Consider the following 21089-nt stretch of genomic DNA (forward strand, 5'->3'; position numbering starts at 1 on the left):
CGGCATTGCCATCGGGGCCCGGACCGGCTATGCACCGCTCGGACCCCGACGCTGCGGGGGTCAACCCTCTCGTCGGCGCACGTACTCGGTGAACACGACACCGGAGTCGTAGGCGGTGGTCTCCACGGCGTCGAATCGCTCGGGGCGGTACGGCCGATCACCGAAGAGGGGGATCCCGGAGCCGAAGAGGAGCGGCTGCCGCTTCAGCACGAGGCGGTCGATCTCCTCTGCCAGCGCCGCCGCGAGGGTTCCGCCGCCGCACAGCCAGATCGCCCCGCCGTCCTCCTGCTTCAGTCGGCGCACGACCTCCAGCGGGTCCTCGGAGGTGACCGTGAGGTTCTCCGCCTCGACCGATCGCGTGCGGCTGAAGACGATCTGCCGCAGGTGCCGGTAGGGGCTCGGCAGTCCGCCCACCTCGTAGGTGTTCCAGCCCATCAGCACGGTGTCGAACATCTCGTTGCGCTGGGGGATGCCGAGGGCCTCGGCGGCCACGGTCGGCAGGGTGTCGGCGAACCGGGCGTTGATGCCGTCCATGTGGTCGCCTTCGATGAGGAAGGCGTCGAACTCCCCGTCGGGGCCGGCGATGAAGCCGTCGAGGGTCACGGCGGCGTAGTACACGAGTTCTCGCATCATTCTCCAATCACTACATCTGTCGCAGTTGACAGTACAACAGGTGTAGTGATTACGCTAGGGTGGCTGCATGGTGAGGAACGAGGCGCGTCGTCGCCAGCTCGCGGACGCCGCTCTGGCCGTCCTGGCTCGCGAAGGGTCGCGGGGGCTCACGCACCGGGCCGTCGACGCCGAGGCGCAGGTGCCCGGCGGCACGACATCGAACTACTTCCGCAGCAGGGATGCCCTGATCGAGGGACTCGTCGACCGCATCGGGGAGCGGCTGGCCCCGACGCCGGAGGACCTGAGGCGACGGGCGGACATCACCCCCAGCCGCGCGCTGTTCGCGGACTACATCCGGGACATCGTGCGGCGCCTCACGGCCGACCGCGACGTCACCCTCGCACTGTTCGCGGTGCGCCTCGAGAGCGCCCGCCGCCCTGACCTCGCGGCCCTGCTCGGTGCCTGGCAGCGGGCCGGCTTCGACGCGGACGTCGCCTTCAACGTCGCCGCAGGTCTTCCCGGCGGCCGCCGCGAGATCGCGCTGTTCCACTACGCGATCGACGGCCTGCTGCTCGATCGGCTCACGACATCCATCGACCCGGAGACCTCGACGGACGACGTCATCGACGACCTCGTCGCCGGGCTCCTGCCCTGACCGCTCCGCGGCGTCGCTGTTCCGCCGAGCTGATCCTGCTCGTACACTGAGGGCACGCTCCAGGCTCCAGGAACGGAGATCGCGTGTCTGCGACGTGGCACGATCCGCGAGAGGCGTCGCCGACGGCGTCTCGCCTCCTGGTCGAGCGTGCCCACGAGGAGCTCATCGCCGGGAACCTCGACGACCATCGGCTCCGCGAGGTCCGTCCACTCGTGCGGGAGTCGTGGGAGCGGTCCTGGCGCCGTCGTGTCGGTCCGGAGGGGCTGCCGCCGCTCGACCTCCACGAGGACGAGCTCGATGCGTATCGTCTCGCTCATCCGCTCGCCTCCGCGATGGACATGATCCGCGCGCTGCTGCTGCCCGGCGACCCCGAGGACTCCGGGGTGGTGATCGCCGTGGGCGACCAGGCGGGGCGGCTGCTGTGGATCGAGGGGGACGCCCAACTCCGGTCGCTCACGGAGGGCATGGGGTTCGTGGCCGGTGCGAACTGGGCGGAGGATGCGGTCGGCACCAGTGCCCCTGGCACGGCGCTCGCGCTGGAGCGTTCGGTGCAGATCCGCGGGGCCGAGCACTACAACCGTCTCGTGCACCCGTGGTCGTGCAGCGCGGCGCCCGTGCGCGATCCGGAGACCCGGCGCGTCCTCGGGGTGATCGACATCACCGGCGGGACGGAGGTCGTGACCCCGCAGGCGCGGCTGCTCGTCGACGCCACCGCGCGGGCCGTCGAGTCCGAGCTCCTGGTCGCCCGGCTGCGGGGACGCACGGAGGCCACGACCCGCCGCCTGCCGGGGAGGACGCCATCGGCTCCCACCGCCCGCGCGCGGATGCACGTCCTGGGACGCGACCGCGCCCGTCTGGAGACCGCGTCGGCGCACGGAGAGCTGATGACCGAGCTGAGCGCCCGCCACGCCGCCATCCTGCTGATGCTCGCCGTGCACCGCCAGGGACTCTCCGCCGACCGCCTCGCCGAGCTCGTCTACGGACCGGGGGTCTCACCGGACACGCTGCGACCGGAGATGGTACGGCTGCGCAGAGTGCTGGAGCGCGCGGCTCCCGACCTGGTGCCGGAGTCCCGGCCGTATCGTCTCCCCGTGCCGCTGGAGACCGACGCCCACGATCTCCTGTCCCTCCTCGATCGGGGGGCGCACCGGGTCGCGCTCACGGCCTACCGCGGTCCCGTGCTGCCGGAATCGACGTCGCCCGGCGTCGAGGAGTTCCGCGGCGCGGTCCGCGCGGCGCTCCGTGAGGTGATGCTGTCCGGAGCGAGCCTCGACGTGCTCCTCGCCTACGCGGACACGCCGGAGGGGAGCGAGGACGCGGAGGTGCTGCGGCTCGCGCTGGAGATGCTGCCCGCGCGCTCGCCGCGTCGTGCCGGCCTCGTCACCCGGATCGAGCGGATTGTCGGTGGGGCGGAGTAGCGTCCGGCCATGACCGAGATCCGGCCCTTCCGGCTGCATGTGTCCGACGACGTGCTGACCGATCTCCGCGATCGTCTGCGCCGCACGAGATTCCTCGATGACTCGCCGCGGCGCATGCCCTCCGGGATGAATGCCGCCTGGCTGCGCGAACTCATCGACACCTGGGCGGCGTGGGATTGGCGTGAGCGCGAGGCGTGGCTCGCGGGGTTCCCGCAGTTCCTCGCCGACGTCGACGGCACCGACATCCACTTCGCGCACCTCCGGTCCGAGCGCGCGGAGGCGCCGGCGCTCCTCATCATGCACGGCTGGCCCCACACGTTCGCCCTGCAGCTCGACGCCGCGGCGCTGCTCCCGGACTTCCACGTCGTCGTCGCGAGCCTCCCCGGCTTCGCATTCTCGCCGCCGTACGCGGACGGCCCGGCCGACGAGGGACGCTTCGCCGAAACGATGCACCGTCTCATGACCGACGTCCTCGGCTACCGGCGCTACATCACCTACGGCGAGGACGTGTCTGCCAACGTCAGCGATCTGATCGCGACCACGTATCCGGATCAGGTCGCCGGCATCGTCGCCACTCACGCGCACTTCGGCACGCCGGAGGAGCGGGCGGCGAGTGACGACCCCGAGGTGCGCGCGTTCTTCGCCCGTCTCGACGCCGAGCACGGACCCAACGGTTCCTACGGGCACGTGCAGTGGGCCCGTCCCGACACCCTGGCGGCCGCCCTCAACGATTCGCCGGCCGGGCTGCTCGCCTGGATCGCGGAGAAGCTGTCGGAGTGGGCCGACACCGAGGGGGCCGATCCCTCGGCCGTGGAGACGGTCATCTCGCGTGAGCGCATCCTGACCGAGGCGATGATCTATTGGGTCACCGGCAGCATCGCGTCGTCGTTCCGTCCCTATTACGAGGGAGCCGACACCCCGGACGCCATGCCGCCCGTCGTCGTGCCGGCCGCGGTCTTCGTGCAGCGTCATGAGCACGACTATCCGGAGTCCCTCGCGAGGTCCTTCTACCGTGACCTGCGGGTGTTCGAGCGTCTGGACCGCGGCGGGCACTTCACGATCGCGGAAGCCCCGGCCGCCATGGCCCAGCGCTTCCGCTCCTTCGTTTCCTCACTCCGCTGAACGGGGTGCAACCGGCTGCAACGTTGCGCACCGGAGTGCAACGGGGAGCGGCCTAGCGTCGAGGGAACACCGCGGCATCGATGCCACGGCGCCCCCGTCGAAGGAGACCCCCATGACCATCGTCGAAGAAGACGTGTCCCTCGCCTACGCCGCTCCCGGGCAGCCCGGAGCGATCGCGAACTACCGGCCTCGGTACGGCCACTACATCGGCGGCGAGTTGGTCGAGCCCGCCAAGGGCCAGTATTTCGAGAACATCAGCCCGGTCAACGGCAAGCCCTTCACCGAGGTGGGCCGCGGCACCGTGGAGGACATCGACCGCGCGGTCGACGTCGCCTGGAAGGCGTTCGCGAGCTGGGGTAAGACCAGCCCGGCGGAGCGCTCCGTGATCCTCAACCGCATCGCCGACCGGATGGAGCAGCACCTCGAGGAGATCGCTGTCGCGGAGACGTGGGAGAACGGCAAGCCCGTGCGGGAGACCCTCGCCGCCGACATCCCGCTCGCGATCGACCACTTCCGCTACTTCGCCGGGGTACTCCGCGCGCAGGAGGGTGGCATCAGCCAACTCGACGAGAACACCGTCGCGTATCACTTCCACGAGCCGCTCGGCGTCGTCGGGCAGATCATCCCCTGGAACTTCCCGATCCTCATGGCCGTGTGGAAGCTGGCGCCGGCGCTCGCCGCGGGCAACTGCATCGTCATCAAGCCCGCGGAGCAGACGCCCGCGTCGATCCTGTTCCTGTTCGACATCATCGGCGACCTGCTGCCGGCCGGTGTCGTGAACATCGTGAACGGCTTCGGGATCGAGGCCGGCGCCCCGCTCGCGCAGCACAAGCGCATCCGCAAGGTCGCCTTCACCGGGGAGACCACGACCGGCCGCCTCATCATGCAGTACGCCTCGCAGAACCTCATCCCCGTCACCCTGGAACTCGGCGGCAAGAGCCCGAACGTGTTCTTCGAGGACGTCGCCCGCTCCACGAGCGACCCGTTCTACGACAAGGCGCTGGAAGGGTTCACGATGTTCGCGCTCAACCAGGGCGAGGTCTGCACCTGCCCGTCGCGCGCACTCATCCAGCGCTCGATCTACGACGGCTTCCTCGCCGACGGCCTCGAGCGAGTGAAGAAGGTCGTGCAGGGCGATCCTCTCGACCCCGCGACCATGATCGGCGCGCAGGCCTCGAACGATCAGCTCGAGAAGATCCTCAGCTACATCGACATCGGGAAGCAGGGCGGCGCGCGGCTGCTCACGGGAGGCGAGCGTGCCGACCTCGGCGGCGACCTCAGCGAGGGCTTCTACGTGCAGCCGACCGTGTTCGAGGGGACGAACGATATGCGGATCTTCCAGGAGGAGATCTTCGGTCCGGTGCTCTCGGTGACGTCGTTCGACGACTTCGACGACGCGATCTCGATCGCGAACGACACCCTGTACGGCCTGGGCGCCGGGGTCTGGAGCCGAAGCGGCGACACCGCATACCGTGCGGGCCGCGCGATCGAGGCCGGTCGCGTCTGGACGAACACGTACCACCAGTACCCGGCGCACGCCGCATTCGGCGGATACAAGCAGTCGGGTGTGGGCCGCGAGAACCACAAGATGATGCTCGACCACTACCAGCAGACGAAGAACCTCCTCGTCTCGTACGCGGAAGGCCCGATGGGCTTCTTCTGATCCGCCCACCCGGGTGTCTGCCAGCGCTCAACGCTCTGTCCGGCACCCGGGGTTCTCCGGAAGGACGCTCCCGTGTCCGACACGTCCACGCCCGCCCGCGTCGCGGTGACCGAGGCCGCCGCTGCCCTCGTCCGTGAACTCACGGCGCAGCACGGCCCGCTCATGTTCCACCAGTCCGGAGGCTGTTGCGACGGCTCCGCACCCATGTGCTATCCGATCGGGATGTTCCTCACCGGTCCCGGGGACGTGCTCCTCGGCGCCCTCGACGTCGGACTCGACGACCCTGTCGAAGTGTTCATGTCGGCCTCGCAGTTCGAGTACTGGAAATTCACCCACCTGACGATCGACGTGGTCCCGGGTCGCGGTGCCGGGTTCAGTGTCGAAGGCCCGACGGGGATGCGGTTCCTCATCCGCTCGCGGATGCTCGACGAGGCCGAACTCGCGCACTTCGGCGTCACGGCGTGAGTCGAACGCCGTATCGCGCTCAGCCGTGATCGGGGCGGGTCATCAGCGGTGAAGTCAGGTGGCGTCGCAGCTCCGGCGTCGTGAGGGGGACGGTGTCCCAGATCAGGTCCGCGCGGCCGGTGCCGGGGTCGAGCGACAGGGTGAGGTGGTGGGGAGTGTCGACGAGGAAGAGCTGGGCGACGAAGACTCCGCCGCTCCAGCCTCCGCTGGCGCAGACGGCCCGGCCTCGAGGGCTGCTCTCGGCCCAGTGGCTGCGTCCGACCAGGACGGTGCCCACGCCGCTCAGCCGCAGGTGCCATCCGTCGCCGCACGGCTCGAGAGCCACGCGGGTACCGGGCGGTACGGCAGAAGCCTCGGGCGGACAGTGCACGACCGCCGATACCGCTGTCACCGCCCCCGCGTTCCCGACCACCGGAGCCAGCGCGAGGCTCTGCAGCCGTGCGGCAAGCGCCTGGTCGTCTGCGGCGGGGTCCGGGTGCCCGAGTCCGACGAGGAGGTTCCGGGCGGCGTCGATCACCTCCTGCGCCTGGCCGATCGTGTACTGGGCCGAGGTCAGCGCGATGACGAGCTCGTCGCGGGGGAACACGATGCAGTGCTGCCCGAAGGCGCCGTTGGCGTGGAAGCCGTCGCGGGCCAGCCAGATCTGGAAACCGTACCCGGAGAGGAAGTCGGCGCCGTGCTCGTCCTCCCCGTAGTGGCGGCTGTCGATGTGCTTCGTGGTCATGAGCTCGACCCATCGCCGGGGCAGGAGCTGGCGGCCCCGCCACGCCCCACTCTGTCGGAGGAGCTCCCCGATGGCGGCGAGGGCCTCGATGCGGAGGTGCAGCCCGTGGAACCCGAAGACGGCGCCGCCGCCGACGCGATCCCACTCCGCGTCGTCGATGCCCATCGGTCCGAACAGTCGATCGTCGAGGTACTCGGCGAGGTCTCTCCCGGTGACCCTCTCCACGATCCGCGCGAGGACGAAGGTCGTTGCATTGTCGTACGTGTGCTGCGTTCCCTCTGGCGCGGCGAAGGGGACGGAGAGGAAGCCACGGACGAGGTCGCGGGGCTCCCGATCCCAGGCGTCGGCGAGCGTGTCGGTTCCGTGCCCTGCGGTCATCGCCAGGAGGTGGCGCACCGTCAGACGGCCGGCCTGCCGGGAGGCCTCACGGGGAGCGCGCTCCGGGAGCAGGTCGACCACGCGGTCGTCGAGGGCGAGCAGGCCGTCGTCGATGGCCAGACCGACGGCCATCGCGGTGACCGACTTCGTGACCGAGTAGAGCAGCTGTGGCCGGTCCGCGGAGTAGGGCGTCCACGACCCTTCCGCGACCACGGCTCCTCGATGCACGACCATCACCGAGTGCCCTTCGATGCCCGCCGCGTCGATGGCGTCGATCATCGCCCCCACGGCTGCGGACGAGAGGCCGGTGCTCCGTGGGGCGGCACGGGGCAGCAGCGGGCGCGGCGACATCCGCTCACGTTACCAACGTCGGTCCTCGGTCGAGATGTTCCGGCGGCGTCACCGTTCGCGTACCGAGCGGGCGCCCATCGGGCTCCGCTGAGCCGGCGCCGCATCAATCGCGGGCGAAGATGTGCGCGTGATGTTTGAACAAGACCGACGCCCTCCCGTAGAGTCGGGGTCGTGCCCCGAAAGGGGTGGCAACGACGCTGAGGGGGGAACTGGGCGATGGGCGGAGACATCAGGATCGGCGGCACGCAGATCGACGTCGCCGTGGGCGGGATGACCCGCGGGGTGAACGAGATCGAGCGGATCCTGGCCGAACTGACTGCATCGCTCGACGTGCTGTCGAGTCAGTGGACAGGGGAAGCGCAGCGCGCGTATCTCCGCGCCCAGACCGACTGGAATCGCAGCATGGAAGCGATGCGCGCCGAGCTCGGACGCATTCGCGACAACACCCAACTCTCGAACGAGACGTTCACGAGCGCCGAGCAGTCGGTGCGCCGGATGTGGAGCGAGTGATGGCGGAACACGAGACCGTGCAGGGGCGTCTGGCCACACTCGTCGAAGAAGATCCGAGCATCTGGCTGGTGTCGGACGACAGCGACACGGTCAGCGCCTCCGTCGATGCTGATGGCGTCCTTCGCACGCTCCGTCTGGCTCCGTCCTGGTGGCGTCGGATCCCGGCGCAGGAGCTGGGCCCGGTGGTCCTCCGTCTCCGTCAGGCGAGCGCGGCGGCCAGGCAGAACACGATCGCCGAGCTTGAGGACGAGGGTTTCGTGTTCGCGACGTCTGACGAGCGCCCCGTCCCGCCGATCCCATCACCGGACGCGGAGTCCCTCGATATGTCCGCCCTGCGGGCCGAGCTCGGCACCCTGCTTTCGGGGTTCGCCGAGCTCCGGGTCTACCGGGAGGCGGTGAGGTCCGCGACGGCCGAATCCTCGGTGCTGCGCAGTCCGTCGGGGAACGTGAGCATGGAGCTGGTCGGCGGCGCGCCGCGGGCGCTCACGATCGACCCGACCAACGTGCAGTTCGTCTCCGAGCAGGCCCTGGCGGGGGAGATCATCGAACTCTTCGAGCGAGCCAGAGGCTGGCTCGGCGAGCGGCGCGCTTCGCTCCTCAGAGACCTTCCCGATCTCGCCGGGGTCGTGAACTCCGTGCGTGACGCCCGCTGATCGCCGAGAAGACGGAGAGCTGCACGATGAGCTACGAGGACTATGAAGCCGCGCTGGAGGATCTGCGCGCCGATGCGCTGGCGTGGAGCGACCTCGCCGAGACGTTCAGCGCGGCGAAGACCATCGTCGCAGGATGCCGGTTGGCCATGTATGAGATGGACGGCATCGGGCACATGCTCGGGGCGGAGGCCAACTACAACGAGGCCCACACGACGATCCAGGGCCTGGCCGATCGCGCGCCGACGGTCTTCACCGAGATCTCGGACAAGCTGCTCGACACCAAGAGACGATACGAGGAAGCCGACGGCTACTCGCAGTGGCTGCTGGACCAGGGCTGACCCCGACGCTCACAACCGCCGGCGACATACCGGAGAGGACACGATGATGGTAGGAGCATTCGTCACGCCGACCGACGAGGGATCGTTCACGACCCTCGTCACGAATATCAGGGACGGCATCGAAGAGGCGAGGGTCGGGCTCGACGACTGTGCGAACGCCTACAACTCCCGAAAAGACGACATGAGCCTCTGGGACAGGTTCATGGACTTCTTCCGGAAGGCGATGGAGGAGGTCGTCAAGAAGCTGAACGAGGCGGTCGAGCAGTTCAACGCGTTCATGGAGACCATGGCGCAGTACCTGAGCCCCGGCAACCCGTTCGCCATGTACGCCAAGCGCGACGACTGGCTCGAGGTCAAGCGGAAGGTGACGTCGTCCAAGACCACGGTCAGCGACAGCTACCTCAAGGCCGACACCTCGTGGAAGGGTTCCACGGGCGACGGCTACTCGGACCTCGCGGCCCGCCAGCTGATGGCCATCGACACCCTCGCCGGCTACACGGACTCGATGATGAACTTCCTCGCCGACTACGCGAAGAAGATCCTGGATGCCTGGATCGAGTTCGGAGCCCGACTGCTCACCTATCTGCTCGATCAGGTGGATGCGGCGGCGAGCTTCGTCACCGCCGACCCCCTGGAGTGGCTGGACGCGGTTCCCAAGATCACCACCGTCTGCACCAACCTGGCCCGGGTCGCCGTCGACCTCGGCGAGCAGCTGGGAAAGAACTTCACGGCATCGAAGGATCTCTCCGACCAGCTCAAGCAGGATATGGCCAACCTGACCGGGTTCCCCAGTGGCTCGTGGCCCACGGCGACGATCTGAGGTGCATGTGAGTTCATCCCCGTCTCGGTGGAGGCGTCTGCCGATCATCCTCGCGCCGGCTCTCGGCCTCGCTCTCGTGCTGGCGGGCTGCGGGCCCTCGTCACCGCCGACCCCGGCGCCGTCGTCGACCGATTCCGAGCTCTTCTCCGCGGAGGACGGTGTCCGGTCCTCCGTGCAGTCCTTCTTCGCCCTTCTCGCCGCCGGGGACGAGAAGGGTGCGGCCGAGGAGCTCTCTCCCGCCGTGGACCTCGCCCAGCCGTTGGCGCTGCTGCTCACCCCGAGCGGCGTCTACCCCCAGATCGAGGACCGGCCGAAGATCCTCTCCGTCGATGACGTGACCGCGTCGGACGACGGTGAGAGCGGAACCGCGAGTGTGACCTACGAGATGGCGGGCGCCGAGCACACCGACACGGTCGAGCTCCGACGGACCAGCCAGAGCGAGGGGGGTGCGGACGACTACGCCATCGTCACGTCTGAGGACGAGTTCGGGCTGGACGCGAGCGGGGTCGAGCTCCTCCCTGCCGACACGGTGTACCGGATCCACGGTGTGGACGTCAGCACGGCGTTCCTCGAGGCTCGCGCTCTCGCGGATGGCGACGAGGTCCCGCGGATCCCCGCGTTCGGCGGCACGTACCCGCTGGAGATCACCGTGCCAGGCCCGAACGGCTTCACCGACACGGTGACGCTGCAGACCTCGACCTTCCTCGGTGGCGACGGCACCGACGGCGTCCTGCGGGCGTTCGCCGCGGAGCACGGCTTCTGATCCTTCGAGTCGCCCGATTGGTCCCGTTTCGGCCGGAGATGCAGCCAATCAGGCGATTCGAACGGGATACGCTGGCCCCGTGAACGCACCGCACCGACCCTCCGTCCTCTTCGTCTGCGTCCACAACGCGGGGCGCTCGCAGATGGCCGCCGGCTTCCTCCGGCACCTCGCCGGCGACCGCATCGAGGTGCGCTCCGCCGGGTCGATGCCCGCTGCCGAGATCAACCGCGTCGCGGTGGCGGCGATGGGCGAGGTCGGCATCGACATCACGGCCGAGCAGCCGAAGGTGCTCACGACCGACGCCGTGCAGGCGTCGGACGTCGTGATCACGATGGGCTGCGGTGACGCGTGCCCGTTCTTCCCCGGCAAGCGCTACGAGGACTGGGTGCTCGACGACCCCGCCGGCCAGGGAATCGATGCCGTCCGGCCGATCCGCGACGATATCCGCGGCCGCATCGAGACCCTCGTGGCCGAGCTGCTCTGACCGGCGCTCAGCCGGCCCCGTCGAGCATCGCCTTCGCGGCACGCATGCGGGCGCGCAGGGCCTCGGCGAGCGCCGCGACCGCGGGGAGCCGCAGCGACTCGGGCCGCGCGACCATGTAGTACGGGAGCTTCTCGGCGAAGACCTCGGGCAGCAGGCGCACGAGATCCGGGTGCCGGTCGGCCGCGAAGCAGGGGAGCAGGCCGATCCCGGCTCCCGCGCGGGTGGCCTCGACGTGCACGAAGACGTTGGTCGAGGTGAGTCCGTCCTGCATGCCGGGAACGAGGCGGCGCGGAAGGTCGAGCGCGTCCACCTGGAGCATCGAGTCGACGAAGTACACGAGTTGGTGCTGCTCCACCTCGGCACGCGATGCCGGGGTGCCGGTGCGGCCGAGGTAGTCCCGGGAGGCGTACATGCCGAGCGTGTACGTGCCGAGCTTCACGGCCTGCGCGCGGCGGGTCTGCGGCGCGCCCACGACCACCTCCAGGTCGAGCCCGGCGCGGTGCTCGGCGGCCCTCCGCGTGGCGGCGATGATCTCGACGGTCAGCCGTGGGTGCGCTCGGCGCAGCTCTGCGATCGCGGGGGCGGCGATGTAGGCGCTGAAGCCGTCGGTGGCGGACATGCGCACGACGCCGGCGATCGGATCAGGAGTCTCGCCGGGGGCGGAGTCGAGCTGGGACAGCGCGGCCTCGATGCGTCCACCGGTCTCGGCGGCGGTGCGCCCGAGATCGGTGAGTTCCCACCCGGACGCGGACTGCGCGACGACCCGTCCGCCGAGCGCGTCCTCCAGGGCGGCGATGCGGCGCGCCACCGTCGTGTGATCGAGACCGAGGTGGGCGGCGGCGCTCGTGTACCGGCCGGTGCGGGCGACGGCGAGCAGCACGAGCAGATCGTCTGCACGAGGCCTCTTTGCCGCATCCATGCTGCAATTATGCACAGCCACTGCGCGGCACTGGGCATTGCTGCAAGTCGGGCCGGCGCCGACACTGGAACGGATGTGTCACCGTCGACACCAAAGCAGAGAAATGACCGCCCCCACCCGCGCCTCCGGTCACCCCGCCGCCGCCCCGTCCTCCTCGAAGCTCAAGCGCGTCGTCGCCGCCTCCATGGCCGGCACCGTCGTCGAGTGGTACGAGTTCTTCCTCTATGCGACCGCCGCCAGCCTCGTCTTCGGAACCTACTTCTTCCCGGCCACGGGATCGCCGCTCGACGGCATCATCGCCGCTTTCGTGACGTATGCGGTCGGCTTCATCGCGCGGCCGCTCGGCGGCATCGTCTTCGGTCAGATCGGCGACCGTTTCGGCCGCAAGCCCACGCTGCAGGCCACGATCATCATCGTCGGCGCCGCGACCTTCCTCATGGGGTGTCTCCCGGGCTTCCAGAGCATCGGCTACTGGGCGCCCGCGATGCTCGTCGCGCTGCGCTTCATCCAGGGCTTCGCTGTCGGCGGCGAGTGGGGCGGGGCCGTCCTCCTGGTCGCGGAGCAGAGCCCCGACCGGTCGCGCGCGTTCTGGTCGAGCTGGCCGCAGGCCGCGGTTCCGGTCGGCAACCTGCTCGCCACGCTCGTCCTCCTCGTGAGCTCGTGGGCGATGAGCTCGGCGGCGTTCCTCGAGTGGGGCTGGCGCATCGCGTTCTGGCTCTCCGCGGTGATCGTGCTCGTCGGCTACTACATCCGCCGCAACGTCGAGGAGGCTCCGATCTTCCTGGAGGCGAAGGCGCAGGTCGAGGCGGAGAAGGCCACCTCCTACGGCGTCGTCGAGGTGCTGCGCCGGTATCCGATCGGGATCGTGCAGGCGATGGGTCTCCGTTTCGCCGAGAACATCGTCTACTACATCGTCGTCAGCTTCACGATCGTCTACCTGAAGACCGTCCACGAGTACGACACCAGTCAGCTGCTGCTTGCTCTGCTCATCGCGCATGTCGTGCACTTCGCGATCATCCCGCAGGCGGGGCGGCTCGCCGACCGCTGGGGCCGCAAGCCCGTGTACCTGACCGGCGCGACCCTCAGCGCGACCTGGGCGTTCTTCGCCTTCCCGATGTTCGACACCCTGAACCCCGTGCTCATCGTGCTCGCCGTCACCATCGGCCTCTGCTTCCACGCGTTCATGTACGCGCCGCAGCCGGCGGTCATGGCCGAACTGTTCCCGACGCGGATGCGGTACTCCGGCGTCTCGCTGGGGTCGCAGGTCACGGCGATCCTCGCCGGGTCGCTGGCGCCGATCCTGGCGATCCAGTGGCTCCGGGACTTCGGCTCCTGGCTGCCGATCGCGCTCTACATCGTGTTCGCCTGCATCGTCACGGCGATCGCGGTGCTCTCGCTGCGGGAGACGAAGGGCGTATCCCTGCAGGCCATCGACGACGCGGATGCCGCCCGCGCGAACGCCCGCACCGCGGCTGCGAGTGCCGCATGACGGATCTGCACGGACGTCGTGCTCTCGTCACCGGGGGAGCGAGCGGCATCGGTGCCGCCTGCGGGAGAGCCTTCGCGCAGGCGGGCGCCCGCGTGACGATCGCCGACATCGACGGCGATGCGGCCGAAGCCCTCGCCGACGAGATCGGCGGGGAGGCGTGGCAGGTCGACCTCACCGACCGCGATGCACTGGCCGCGCTTCGCCTGGACACCGACATCCTCGTCAACAACGCGGGCGTGCAGCACGTCAGCCCGATCGAGGAGTTCGACCCCGCCCCGTTCTCGCTCCTGCTGCAGTTGATGCTCGAGGCGCCGTTCCTGCTGACCCGGGCCGCACTCCCGGCGATGTACGAGCGGGGCTTCGGGCGGATCATCAACATGTCGAGCGTCCACGGTCTCCGAGCCTCGCCGTTCAAGGCGGCCTACGTGGCGGCCAAGCACGGCCTCGAGGGTCTGTCGAAGGTGACGGCGCTGGAGGGCGCCGCGCGCGGCGTCACGAGCAACTGCATCAACCCGGGCTACGTGCGGACCCCGCTGGTGGAGCGGCAGATCGCCGATCAGGCGCGGGTGCACGGCATCCCGGAGAGCGAGGTCCTGGAGAAGGTGCTCCTCACCGAAGCCGCGATCAAACGCCTCGTGGAGCCGGAGGAGGTCGCCGGCCTCGCCGTCTGGCTCGCCGCCGACGCCGCCGGGATGGTGACCGGCGCGAGCTACACGATGGACGGCGGCTGGTCCGCGCGGTGAGCCGTCACGCCGCCCGAGAGGCCGCGGCGAGCACAGCGCTCCGCAGCCAGGAGCGATAGCGCTCCGGCGACCACCCGGACTGCACGACGAGCTGCTGGTGGCTCTCCGGCGAGAGCAGGAACGACAGCACGTCGGCGAGGGCGTCGCCGTCGTGGTCCGAGGCGACGATGCCCCGGCGCTGCAGTTCCGCCGCGAAGCCTCGGTAGTCCGCCGCCCGGTTCTCGAGGATGCGCTGGAGGGCGGCATCGACGACCGGATCGGAGAGCGCCGCGCCCAGGAGGACCGTCCAGAGGGCATGCCCCCGCTCGTTCGCCGCGCCGATCTGCGTGATGACCGCGTCGAGGAAGACGTCGTCGGGCAGGGTCGTCAACCCGGAGCCGGCCTCGGTGTCGGCGAGGGTCTCGGCGGCCTCCGAGCCGGAGAAGGTGACCTCGAAGGCGGCGATGAGCAACTCCGCCTTCGCCGCCGTGGTCTTCACCGTCTCCGCGGAGACCCCGGCCTCCTTGGCGATCGCCGAGATCGTCGTCGCCTGGTATCCCTGCGCGGCGAACAGGCGGGCGGCTGCCGCGACGATGCGCGCGCGGGTCTCCTCGGCCTGGCGGGTCCGCAGGGCGGAGCGGTAGGGGCGTGCATTCGACGTCATTGACTTTCCTCTAGGGGTGATGAATACTTCAACGGTACAACCAACCCTATCGAGAGAGCCGCCATGTCCCGTTACCTCCTCACCTGCACCCCCGCCCACGGGCATGTGCTCCCGCTGCTGCAGGTCGCCAGGCACCTGGTCGCGGGCGGGCACGACGTCCTCTTCCTCACGAGCACCCGGTACGAGGAGCAGGTGACCGCGGCGGGCGCGCGGTTCCGTCCGCTGCCGGCGGAGGCCGACGTCGATCTCGACGATGCGAACGGCGCTTTCCCCGAGCGCGAAGGTCTCACCGGGGTGGCCGCCCTCCGCTTCGACATGAGCACCCTGTTCATCCGCCCGGGTCGGGCTCAGCTCGAGGCCGTGCGCGTCGAGCTGGCGCGGAACCGCGTCGACGCCGTCCTCACCGAACCGCTGTTCGTCGGTGCGGCGCTGCTGCAGCGGCTGCCGAAGGCCGAACGGCCCCCGGTCGTGGTCCTCGGGATCTTCCCGCTCGGCGCCCGCAGCGTCGACACGGCCCCGTTCGGGCTCGGAGTCACGCCGATGCGCGGGCCGTTCGGTCGGGTGCGCAACGCCTTCCTCCGTACCGTGGCGGAGCGCGTGATCTTCGGCGGCGTGCAGAAGGAGGCCGACGCCATGGCGCGCGAGGCGGTCGGCCGCGATCTCGGTGGATTCGTGCTCGACTGGGCGGGCCGCGCCGACGCGTACGTGCAGTTCTCGGTGCCGGCGTTCGAGTACCCGCGGCCCGACCTCCCGGCGTCCGTGCACTTCGCCGGCCCCCTGCCCGCGGCGTCGTCGAGCGTGGCGCTGCCCGAGTGGTGGTCCGACCTGGACGGACGGCGGCCCGTGATCCACGTCAGTCAGGGCACCATCGCCAACGCCGACTTCGGTCAGCTCGTGCTGCCGACCATCGCCGGGCTCGCCGCGACGGACGCGCTCGTGGTCGTCTCCACCGGTGGGCGCCCTGTCGACGCGCTCCCGGCGGAGCTGCCGGCCAACGTCCGCGTCGCCGAGTACCTGCCCTACGACCGGCTGCTGCCGGAGGTCGACGTGTTCGTCACGAACGGCGGTTTCGGCGGGGTGCAGCAGGCCCTTGCCCACGACGTCCCGCTGGTGGTCGCGGGGCAGACGGAGGACAAGGTCGAGGTCTCCGCCCGAGTCGGGTGGACCGGGGTGGGCATCAACCTGCGGACGAATGCGCCGAAGCCCGGGCAGGTGGCCGAAGCCGTGCGCCGGGTGCTGGCCGAGCCGACGTTCCGGGATCGCGCGCGGCAGGTCGGAGAGGCGATGCGCGCTGCGGACGCCTGGCAGACGCTCGACGCGGTCCTCGCCGCGGAGACCGCGAGAGGGGCCGCGGCCGACAGCTCGATGCACCGCTGAGCGTCGCGCGGGAAAGTGCATTCCCGCGCATGAACGCAACCGGGTGCAACGTCCGCCGGTATACCATCCGGGTATCGCCACGCAGCGTCAGTCCCCAGCTGACCGCGGGCGGGACGGTGAAACCGTCACTGCGGAGGGAACGTCGAATTCCTTTCGATCCCGAGGGGGGATGGGGTGGGCGTCGGCTCCCCGGAACGACACCCACCCCCACATCGGACTCGTCGTCAGTTCCAGCGGCTGAGCATCCAGAAGACCGCGAAGCCGATCACCACGAGGATCGGGACCCAGGTACCCGTACGCTTGAGGCGCCGACCCTGCGGCGCGACTCCCGGCGGCGGAGTGAGCATGCCGGCCGGCGGAGCGAACGGGAGAGCGTGGCCCCCGGGCGTAGCGGCGGCGAGGCGGTCGTCGCGCCACCGTGCCCACTGGTCGAGCTTGGTCAGGAGCGCCCCCACCGTCCCGAACAGCCAGGCCCAGGTCGCCGGATCGAGCGTGGAGGCGCGGCGGGGCGTGTAGAGGAACAGCCAGTCGTCGACGATCTCGACGTCGAGCTGCGCGGCGTTGTCGATGAAGCGCGCCATGATGTCGGGCGTGAAGAGGTAGAGCGCGTCCTGCTCGTAGCCGTCAGGGCAGTACAGGGTGAAGTGCTGGTCGAAGTCGCCCTCGAGCGACAGGCGCTGCGCCCGCTGGAACGAGGCCGGCAGGTTGGAGCCGAAACCGTTGTTGCCCTTCGCGTCGAGCACGATGTTCGGCAGGGGCACGTCGAGCTTCACGGCCACATAGCCCCAGCGATACGTCGTCGAGTTCTTCCCGGACTGCACCGTGTACTGATAGTTGCCGAACTCCACGAACCGCGGGCTCGTGCCGCGGACCAGGTCGGTGGCCATACGCGAGCGGCCGAGGTGGAAGATCATGCCAGGGAGCGGAGGATCGTCGACCCGCGGCTCGTACGTCATGCCGTTGGCTTGCGCGAAACGGTGCAGGCGGTACCGGGCGGTGCGCGCGTTGCGGACGCCCATCCCGATGAGCACCCCGACCCCCGCCGCCACCAGCAGGAGGAGCACGAGGGGGATCGCCGCCGCGGCGGGGGAGCCGCTGCCCGCTGCCAGCGCCACCACCACGGCGGCGAGGATCGGGAGCAGTACGACCCCGGCGATCGCCACGGCCACGACGGCGACGATCGACGACACCGCCATTCCGGTCGTCCGCCGGGACCGGAGCTCCGCCGTGAAGGCGCGGACGGCGGCCGCGTCGACCGGATCGGTGAGGGGCCGCGCATCGTACGACGCCGACGCCTGCGGAGACGTCATCGGTTGACCTCGTCGGCGTCCCACGTGAGGTCGGCACCCGCGCGCAGAGCCTTCGCCTCCAGACGCTCGTCCGTGCAGATCGCGCGGATGAGGTCGGGCGAGCCCGCGACGATCGTGGAGTCGTAGTCGACCTCCGAGACCATCACCCAGGCGCGATCGGCGGGCCAGAGGATGTTCGGTCTCTGGGCGGCGGGCGGGAAGCCGTGCTCCTCGCCGACCCGGTCGCGCCAGGGCACGGACAGGATCCACTCCGGGTCGACGAATTCCCGGGCGCCGCCGGAGAACAGCACGTAGTCGCGACCGGGGAGGTGCAGCCGCGGCCCCTCGGAGATCTCCCGCGAGAGGATGCCGTCCTGCCAGGTCGGCTTCCGGAAGGCGTTGTTGAACGGGTCGTGGATGCTCCGGTCGAGCATCGCCTGATGGTTCGGGTCGGCGCTGAAGGTGAGGAAGGCGCGGGACGGCCCGTCTCCGAAGTAGCCGACCAGACCGCCGAACCCCTCCCAGAGGGCGACGACCCCTTCGTGCGGCGTCGAGGTGTGGGCGGCGAGGTGGCCGGCCAGGATCGCCACGAGGTCGCTGTCGAGCGCGCCCTCGGTCGGTGCGGTGAATTCGCGGCCGTCCGGAGCGACGCGGGACCGCCAATCGGCGTCGACAGGAGTGCGCACGATCCGGTGCCACTGCGCCTCCGCGTGCATCGTCGTACCGAAGGCCGCGGCAGTCTCCGCCCAGCTGACGCGTACGTCCGGGTCGGCCGCCGTGGGGCTCCGCCGTACCGTGGCGGGATGGAAGATCCGGGCGTACGCGGGGAAGCCGCGGGGGACGACCGCGTGCATGCTCCCCAGACCGTCGTCGAGGGTCTCCCGCAGCCACGCGCCGACGCCGGGGTCTGCGATCCACTCCATGCGACCACGGTACCGGCCGCGTCCGACGACGCGAGCCGCGGCCGTCGATCCCCCATAATCGAGGGGTGACTGCCACCGCCACCCTCCCCTCCCTCGACGGCCGACGCTTCCGCATGGTCTCGTCCACAACCTCCGCCGTCGACCCCGACGCCCCCAGCGTCTTCGAGTACTTCGAAAAGGACGGCGCGATCTGGGGCGGATACGAGGGCGACACGGTCACCTTCGGGAAGTTCGTGGGCACGCGCACCGGCGACACGATCTGGGTCTCGTTCGTCCATGTGCTCAAGGCCGACGGCACCGTGGTCACCGGCGACGGCGAGAGCGAGCTGGAGCTCACCGACGACGGCCGCATCCGGCTCGTGGAGCACTACGAGATGCACGGCCTCCCGCAGCTCAGTGTCGTCGAGGAAATCCCGGCCGCCTGACTCAGCGCGGCGGGAGCGCATCCCGCCCCGGCGAGGCGGGCGTCCACCGGGTCATCCCGAGAGGAACCTCGGTCTGCCGCTCCGGCAGATCGCCGGGCAGCAGGTAGGGGCGCCGGATCACCTCGTCGAGCACGACGACGCTGACCACGGTCCGCACCTCGGGAAGCTGCGCGATGACCCCCGTCGAGAACTCGTGCACACCGCTCACGTCGACCGCGCGGATGAGCAGCATCGCGTCGTGCTCCCCGGTCGTGATCGCGCACCACTCCACGTCCGGCATCTCGATGATCCGCTCCCGGAACGAGGCCCAGGCCTGCGGCATCACCGTCACGAAGACGAGGGCCCCGATCGACAGCCCGGCCTTCGCCTGATCCACGCGCGCGCTGAATCCGGTGATGACGCCGTCGTGCACGAGCGACTCGACCCGCGTGTAGGCGCTGGCCCGCGAGATGCCCACCTTCTCGGCCAGCGCGGCGATCGAAACGCGACCGTTATCGCGCAGCACATCAAGGATTCTGTACGCCGTCTCATCCAAAGGGGCGGCACTTCGTCCAGATTGCTTCGACGGATCGGCGTCCTTGCTGGACATATTGCTCCTCACATCCGAGGTTCTCGACAATGCGTGCCTGTGTGACGCGCACTTGCTGGACACATCGTCGCATAGGATGCGAATCTGATCCCCGGTCGTCCACATCGGTGGCGACCGGACCCGAATGTACTCCTCGCCCTTGGAGGCCCTGATGTCGTCACGCCGTATCACGCCGGTCATCGCGCTCGGAGCCGTCGCGCTCCTGGCGCTCGCAGGTTGCTCGGGAGGGAACTCGGCGAACAACTCCGAGTCGTCCCAGGGCTCCGACTCCCTCGTCATCGACACCGCGTTCTCGATCGAGACGGCCGACCCGGGTCACACGTACGACCCGACCGGCAACATGATCGCCAAGGCGCTGTACGAGACCCTCGTCGACTTCGAGGGTTCCGATGTCTCCACCCCGGTCCCTGGCCTCGCGTCATGGGAGCAGAACGACGAGGCGACCGAGTTCACCTTCACGCTCGAAGGCGACCGCGTGTTCTCCGACGGCTCGCCCGTCGAGGCGAAGGACGTCGTGTTCTCGCTGCAGCGCATCCAGGGGATGGAAGACGCCAAGCCGAACTTCCTGCTCGGCGGCCTCACGATCGAGGAGGTCGACGACAAGACCATCCGCTTCACCTCGGAGACTCCGCTGCTGCAGCTCCCCGCGATCCTCGCGAACCCGGCGCTCGGCATCGTCAACGCCGATGTCGTCATGGAGAACGGCGGAACCATCGACGGCTCCGACAGCGCCCAGGGCTTCCTCGACGGCGAGTCCGCCGGATCCGGCCCGTTCGTGCTGGACACCCTCGACCTCAGCTCGCAGGTCGTCCTCACGCGCAACGACGAGTACAACGGTGACGAGGAGTCGGCGTACAGCCGCGTCGTCGTGCGCAACGTCTCGGAGAGCGCGACCCAGCTCGCCAACCTCAAGGGCGGCGACTCGATGGTCGCGATGGACCTCAACGGCGACCAGGTCGCCGGCCTCGGCGACGACATCAGCGTCGACTCGGTCCCGTCCGGCCAGACCATCTTCCTGCTGCTCAACCAGGGCGAGGCCGGCGGTGACCTCGCGAACGTGAAGATCGCGGAGGCCATCCGGTACGCGCTCGACTACGACGCGCTGCTCGAGCTCGCCGGCGCCGGTGCCGTGCAGGCGACCGGCGTCATCCCGCCCGGATTCGAGGGTGCCCTCGACAGCGGCGTGGAGCAGGACCTCGACAAGGCGAAGGCGGCGCTGGAGGAGGCCGGGTACACCGGTCAGACCCTCAAGCTCCAGTTCCCGAACGACTACCCGGTCGGCGGCGTGGAGTTCACCCCGCTCGCGGAGCGCATCCAGGCGCAGCTCGAGGACGCCGGCATCGCCGTCGACCTCGCTCCTGCACCGTTCGCGACCGAGCTCGACGCCTACGTCAACGGCACCGAGGGATTCGGCCTGTGGTTCTGGGGTCCGGACTACGCCGACTCCGCGAACTTCCTGCCCTTCGCGCCCGGTCTGAAGGTCGGCCTCCGCGCCGGCTGGGCGGCCGAGGCCAACCCCGAGATCGCGGGCATCGCCGCCGGTGCCGCCGCCGCCACCGACGCCGAGCAGCGCACCGAGGCCTTCACGGAGTTCGCCGAGGCCATGCAGGCCGAGGGCCCGTTCGTGCCGCTGATCGTCCCCGGTCGCAACATCTCCTCCGCCTCCAGCGTGTCCGGCGCCGTCTACAACTCCGTGTGGGAGATGGACATCGCCGAGATCCAGCCGGCCGGCTGAG

23 protein-coding genes are annotated in these 21089 nt (G+C 69.8%); 16 read left to right on the forward strand and 7 right to left on the reverse strand.

The window, feature by feature from the left end; genetic code table 11:
• Positions 1-60 precede the first annotated feature (60 nt).
• Entirely contained in the window at positions 61-633 is a 573-nt protein-coding gene (locus CYL12_RS12675) for a dihydrofolate reductase family protein (protein ID WP_353615385.1), read from the reverse strand.
• Between the two features lie 67 nt (positions 634-700).
• Between CYL12_RS12675 and CYL12_RS12680 the strand changes: the two genes are divergently transcribed.
• The 5 genes from CYL12_RS12680 to CYL12_RS12700 all read left to right on the forward strand — a co-directional run bounded on the left by CYL12_RS12680 (position 701) and on the right by CYL12_RS12700 (position 5935).
• Positions 701-1267 carry a TetR/AcrR family transcriptional regulator gene (locus CYL12_RS12680; protein WP_101847912.1) on the forward strand — a complete coding sequence of 189 codons (567 nt, stop codon included), beginning with the start codon at positions 701-703 and terminating at the stop codon, positions 1265-1267.
• An 83-nt stretch (positions 1268-1350) separates the two neighbouring features.
• Positions 1351-2685, forward strand: a complete 1335-nt coding sequence (locus tag CYL12_RS12685) for a GAF domain-containing protein (RefSeq protein WP_101847913.1) — start codon at positions 1351-1353, stop codon at positions 2683-2685.
• A 9-nt stretch (positions 2686-2694) separates the two neighbouring features.
• Entirely contained in the window at positions 2695-3807 is a 1113-nt protein-coding gene (locus CYL12_RS12690; RefSeq protein ID WP_101847914.1) for an epoxide hydrolase family protein, read from the forward strand.
• A 112-nt stretch (positions 3808-3919) separates the two neighbouring features.
• Entirely contained in the window at positions 3920-5470 is a 1551-nt protein-coding gene (locus tag CYL12_RS12695; RefSeq protein ID WP_101847915.1) for an acetaldehyde dehydrogenase ExaC, read from the forward strand.
• Positions 5471-5542: 72 nt separating this feature from the next.
• Positions 5543-5935 carry a DUF779 domain-containing protein gene (locus CYL12_RS12700; protein WP_101847916.1) on the forward strand — a complete coding sequence of 131 codons (393 nt, stop codon included), beginning with the start codon at positions 5543-5545 and terminating at the stop codon, positions 5933-5935.
• A gap of 19 nt (positions 5936-5954) precedes the next feature.
• Here CYL12_RS12700 and CYL12_RS12705 read toward each other — a convergent pair whose 3' ends face one another.
• Entirely contained in the window at positions 5955-7388 is a 1434-nt protein-coding gene (locus CYL12_RS12705) for a serine hydrolase domain-containing protein (protein ID WP_101847917.1), read from the reverse strand.
• A gap of 216 nt (positions 7389-7604) precedes the next feature.
• On the opposite strand from CYL12_RS12705, the gene CYL12_RS12710 reads away from it, so the two are divergent.
• The 6 genes from CYL12_RS12710 to CYL12_RS12735 all read left to right on the forward strand — a co-directional run bounded on the left by CYL12_RS12710 (position 7605) and on the right by CYL12_RS12735 (position 10956).
• Positions 7605-7898, forward strand: a complete 294-nt coding sequence (locus tag CYL12_RS12710; protein ID WP_101847918.1) for a WXG100 family type VII secretion target — start codon at positions 7605-7607, stop codon at positions 7896-7898.
• Positions 7898-8551 (forward strand): hypothetical protein, encoded by a 654-nt coding sequence (locus CYL12_RS12715; protein WP_101847919.1) that lies wholly within the window; start codon positions 7898-7900, stop codon positions 8549-8551. Before CYL12_RS12710 ends, CYL12_RS12715 begins: the two co-directional genes overlap by 1 nt.
• Positions 8552-8577: 26 nt before the next feature.
• A complete protein-coding gene (locus CYL12_RS12720) occupies positions 8578-8889 on the forward strand; it encodes a hypothetical protein (RefSeq protein ID WP_101847920.1) in 312 nt (103 codons plus the stop codon).
• 43 nt (positions 8890-8932) lie between these two features.
• On the forward strand, positions 8933-9709 hold the full coding sequence (locus CYL12_RS12725) for a hypothetical protein (RefSeq protein ID WP_101847921.1): 777 nt from the start codon (positions 8933-8935) through the stop codon (positions 9707-9709).
• Between the two features lie 7 nt (positions 9710-9716).
• Positions 9717-10472, forward strand: coding sequence for a hypothetical protein (locus CYL12_RS12730; protein ID WP_158297180.1), 756 nt, complete (start codon positions 9717-9719; stop codon positions 10470-10472).
• Positions 10473-10551: 79 nt separating this feature from the next.
• Complete coding sequence (locus CYL12_RS12735) at positions 10552-10956, forward strand: arsenate reductase ArsC (RefSeq protein ID WP_286120286.1); 405 nt, start codon at positions 10552-10554, stop codon at positions 10954-10956.
• Positions 10957-10963: 7 nt separating this feature from the next.
• On the opposite strand, the gene CYL12_RS12740 is transcribed toward CYL12_RS12735, so the two are convergent.
• Complete coding sequence (locus CYL12_RS12740) at positions 10964-11875, reverse strand: LysR family transcriptional regulator (RefSeq protein ID WP_101847923.1); 912 nt, start codon at positions 11873-11875, stop codon at positions 10964-10966.
• 103 nt (positions 11876-11978) lie between these two features.
• On the opposite strand from CYL12_RS12740, the gene CYL12_RS12745 reads away from it, so the two are divergent.
• Together CYL12_RS12745 and CYL12_RS12750 are read left to right on the forward strand one after the other, a co-directional pair.
• The gene (locus CYL12_RS12745) at positions 11979-13364 is read left to right on the forward strand and encodes an MFS transporter (protein ID WP_101847924.1); all 1386 of its coding nucleotides are present in this window, start codon (positions 11979-11981) and stop codon (positions 13362-13364) included.
• Positions 13361-14107, forward strand: coding sequence for a 3-hydroxybutyrate dehydrogenase (locus CYL12_RS12750; RefSeq protein WP_101847925.1), 747 nt, complete (start codon positions 13361-13363; stop codon positions 14105-14107). The genes CYL12_RS12745 and CYL12_RS12750 overlap by 4 nt, the downstream gene beginning before the upstream one ends.
• Before the next feature lie 4 nt (positions 14108-14111).
• Here the strand turns inward: CYL12_RS12750 and CYL12_RS12755 are convergent, their stop codons facing one another.
• A complete protein-coding gene (locus CYL12_RS12755) occupies positions 14112-14750 on the reverse strand; it encodes a TetR/AcrR family transcriptional regulator (RefSeq protein ID WP_101847926.1) in 639 nt (212 codons plus the stop codon).
• A gap of 63 nt (positions 14751-14813) precedes the next feature.
• Here CYL12_RS12755 and CYL12_RS12760 point away from each other — a divergent pair, with 63 nt between their 5' ends.
• On the forward strand, positions 14814-16127 hold the full coding sequence (locus CYL12_RS12760) for a glycosyltransferase (RefSeq protein ID WP_101847927.1): 1314 nt from the start codon (positions 14814-14816) through the stop codon (positions 16125-16127).
• 224 nt (positions 16128-16351) lie between these two features.
• Here CYL12_RS12760 and CYL12_RS12765 read toward each other — a convergent pair whose 3' ends face one another.
• Positions 16352-17437 carry a hypothetical protein gene (locus CYL12_RS12765; RefSeq protein WP_101847928.1) on the reverse strand — a complete coding sequence of 362 codons (1086 nt, stop codon included), beginning with the start codon at positions 17435-17437 and terminating at the stop codon, positions 16352-16354.
• Positions 17434-18339, reverse strand: coding sequence for a hypothetical protein (locus tag CYL12_RS12770; RefSeq protein WP_101847929.1), 906 nt, complete (start codon positions 18337-18339; stop codon positions 17434-17436). Before CYL12_RS12770 ends, CYL12_RS12765 begins: the two co-directional genes overlap by 4 nt.
• A 65-nt stretch (positions 18340-18404) precedes the next feature.
• On the opposite strand from CYL12_RS12770, the gene CYL12_RS12775 reads away from it, so the two are divergent.
• Entirely contained in the window at positions 18405-18764 is a 360-nt protein-coding gene (locus tag CYL12_RS12775; RefSeq protein WP_233486741.1) for a hypothetical protein, read from the forward strand.
• Position 18765: 1 nt separating this feature from the next.
• Here CYL12_RS12775 and CYL12_RS12780 read toward each other — a convergent pair whose 3' ends face one another.
• Positions 18766-19353, reverse strand: a complete 588-nt coding sequence (locus CYL12_RS12780) for an Lrp/AsnC family transcriptional regulator (protein ID WP_234024180.1) — start codon at positions 19351-19353, stop codon at positions 18766-18768.
• Between the two features lie 151 nt (positions 19354-19504).
• On the opposite strand from CYL12_RS12780, the gene CYL12_RS12785 reads away from it, so the two are divergent.
• A complete protein-coding gene (locus CYL12_RS12785; RefSeq protein ID WP_101847930.1) occupies positions 19505-21088 on the forward strand; it encodes an ABC transporter substrate-binding protein in 1584 nt (527 codons plus the stop codon).
• Position 21089 lies beyond the last annotated feature (1 nt).

The organism is Zhihengliuella sp. ISTPL4 (genome assembly GCF_002848265.1).
Lineage (GTDB): Bacteria > Actinomycetota > Actinomycetes > Actinomycetales > Microbacteriaceae > Microbacterium.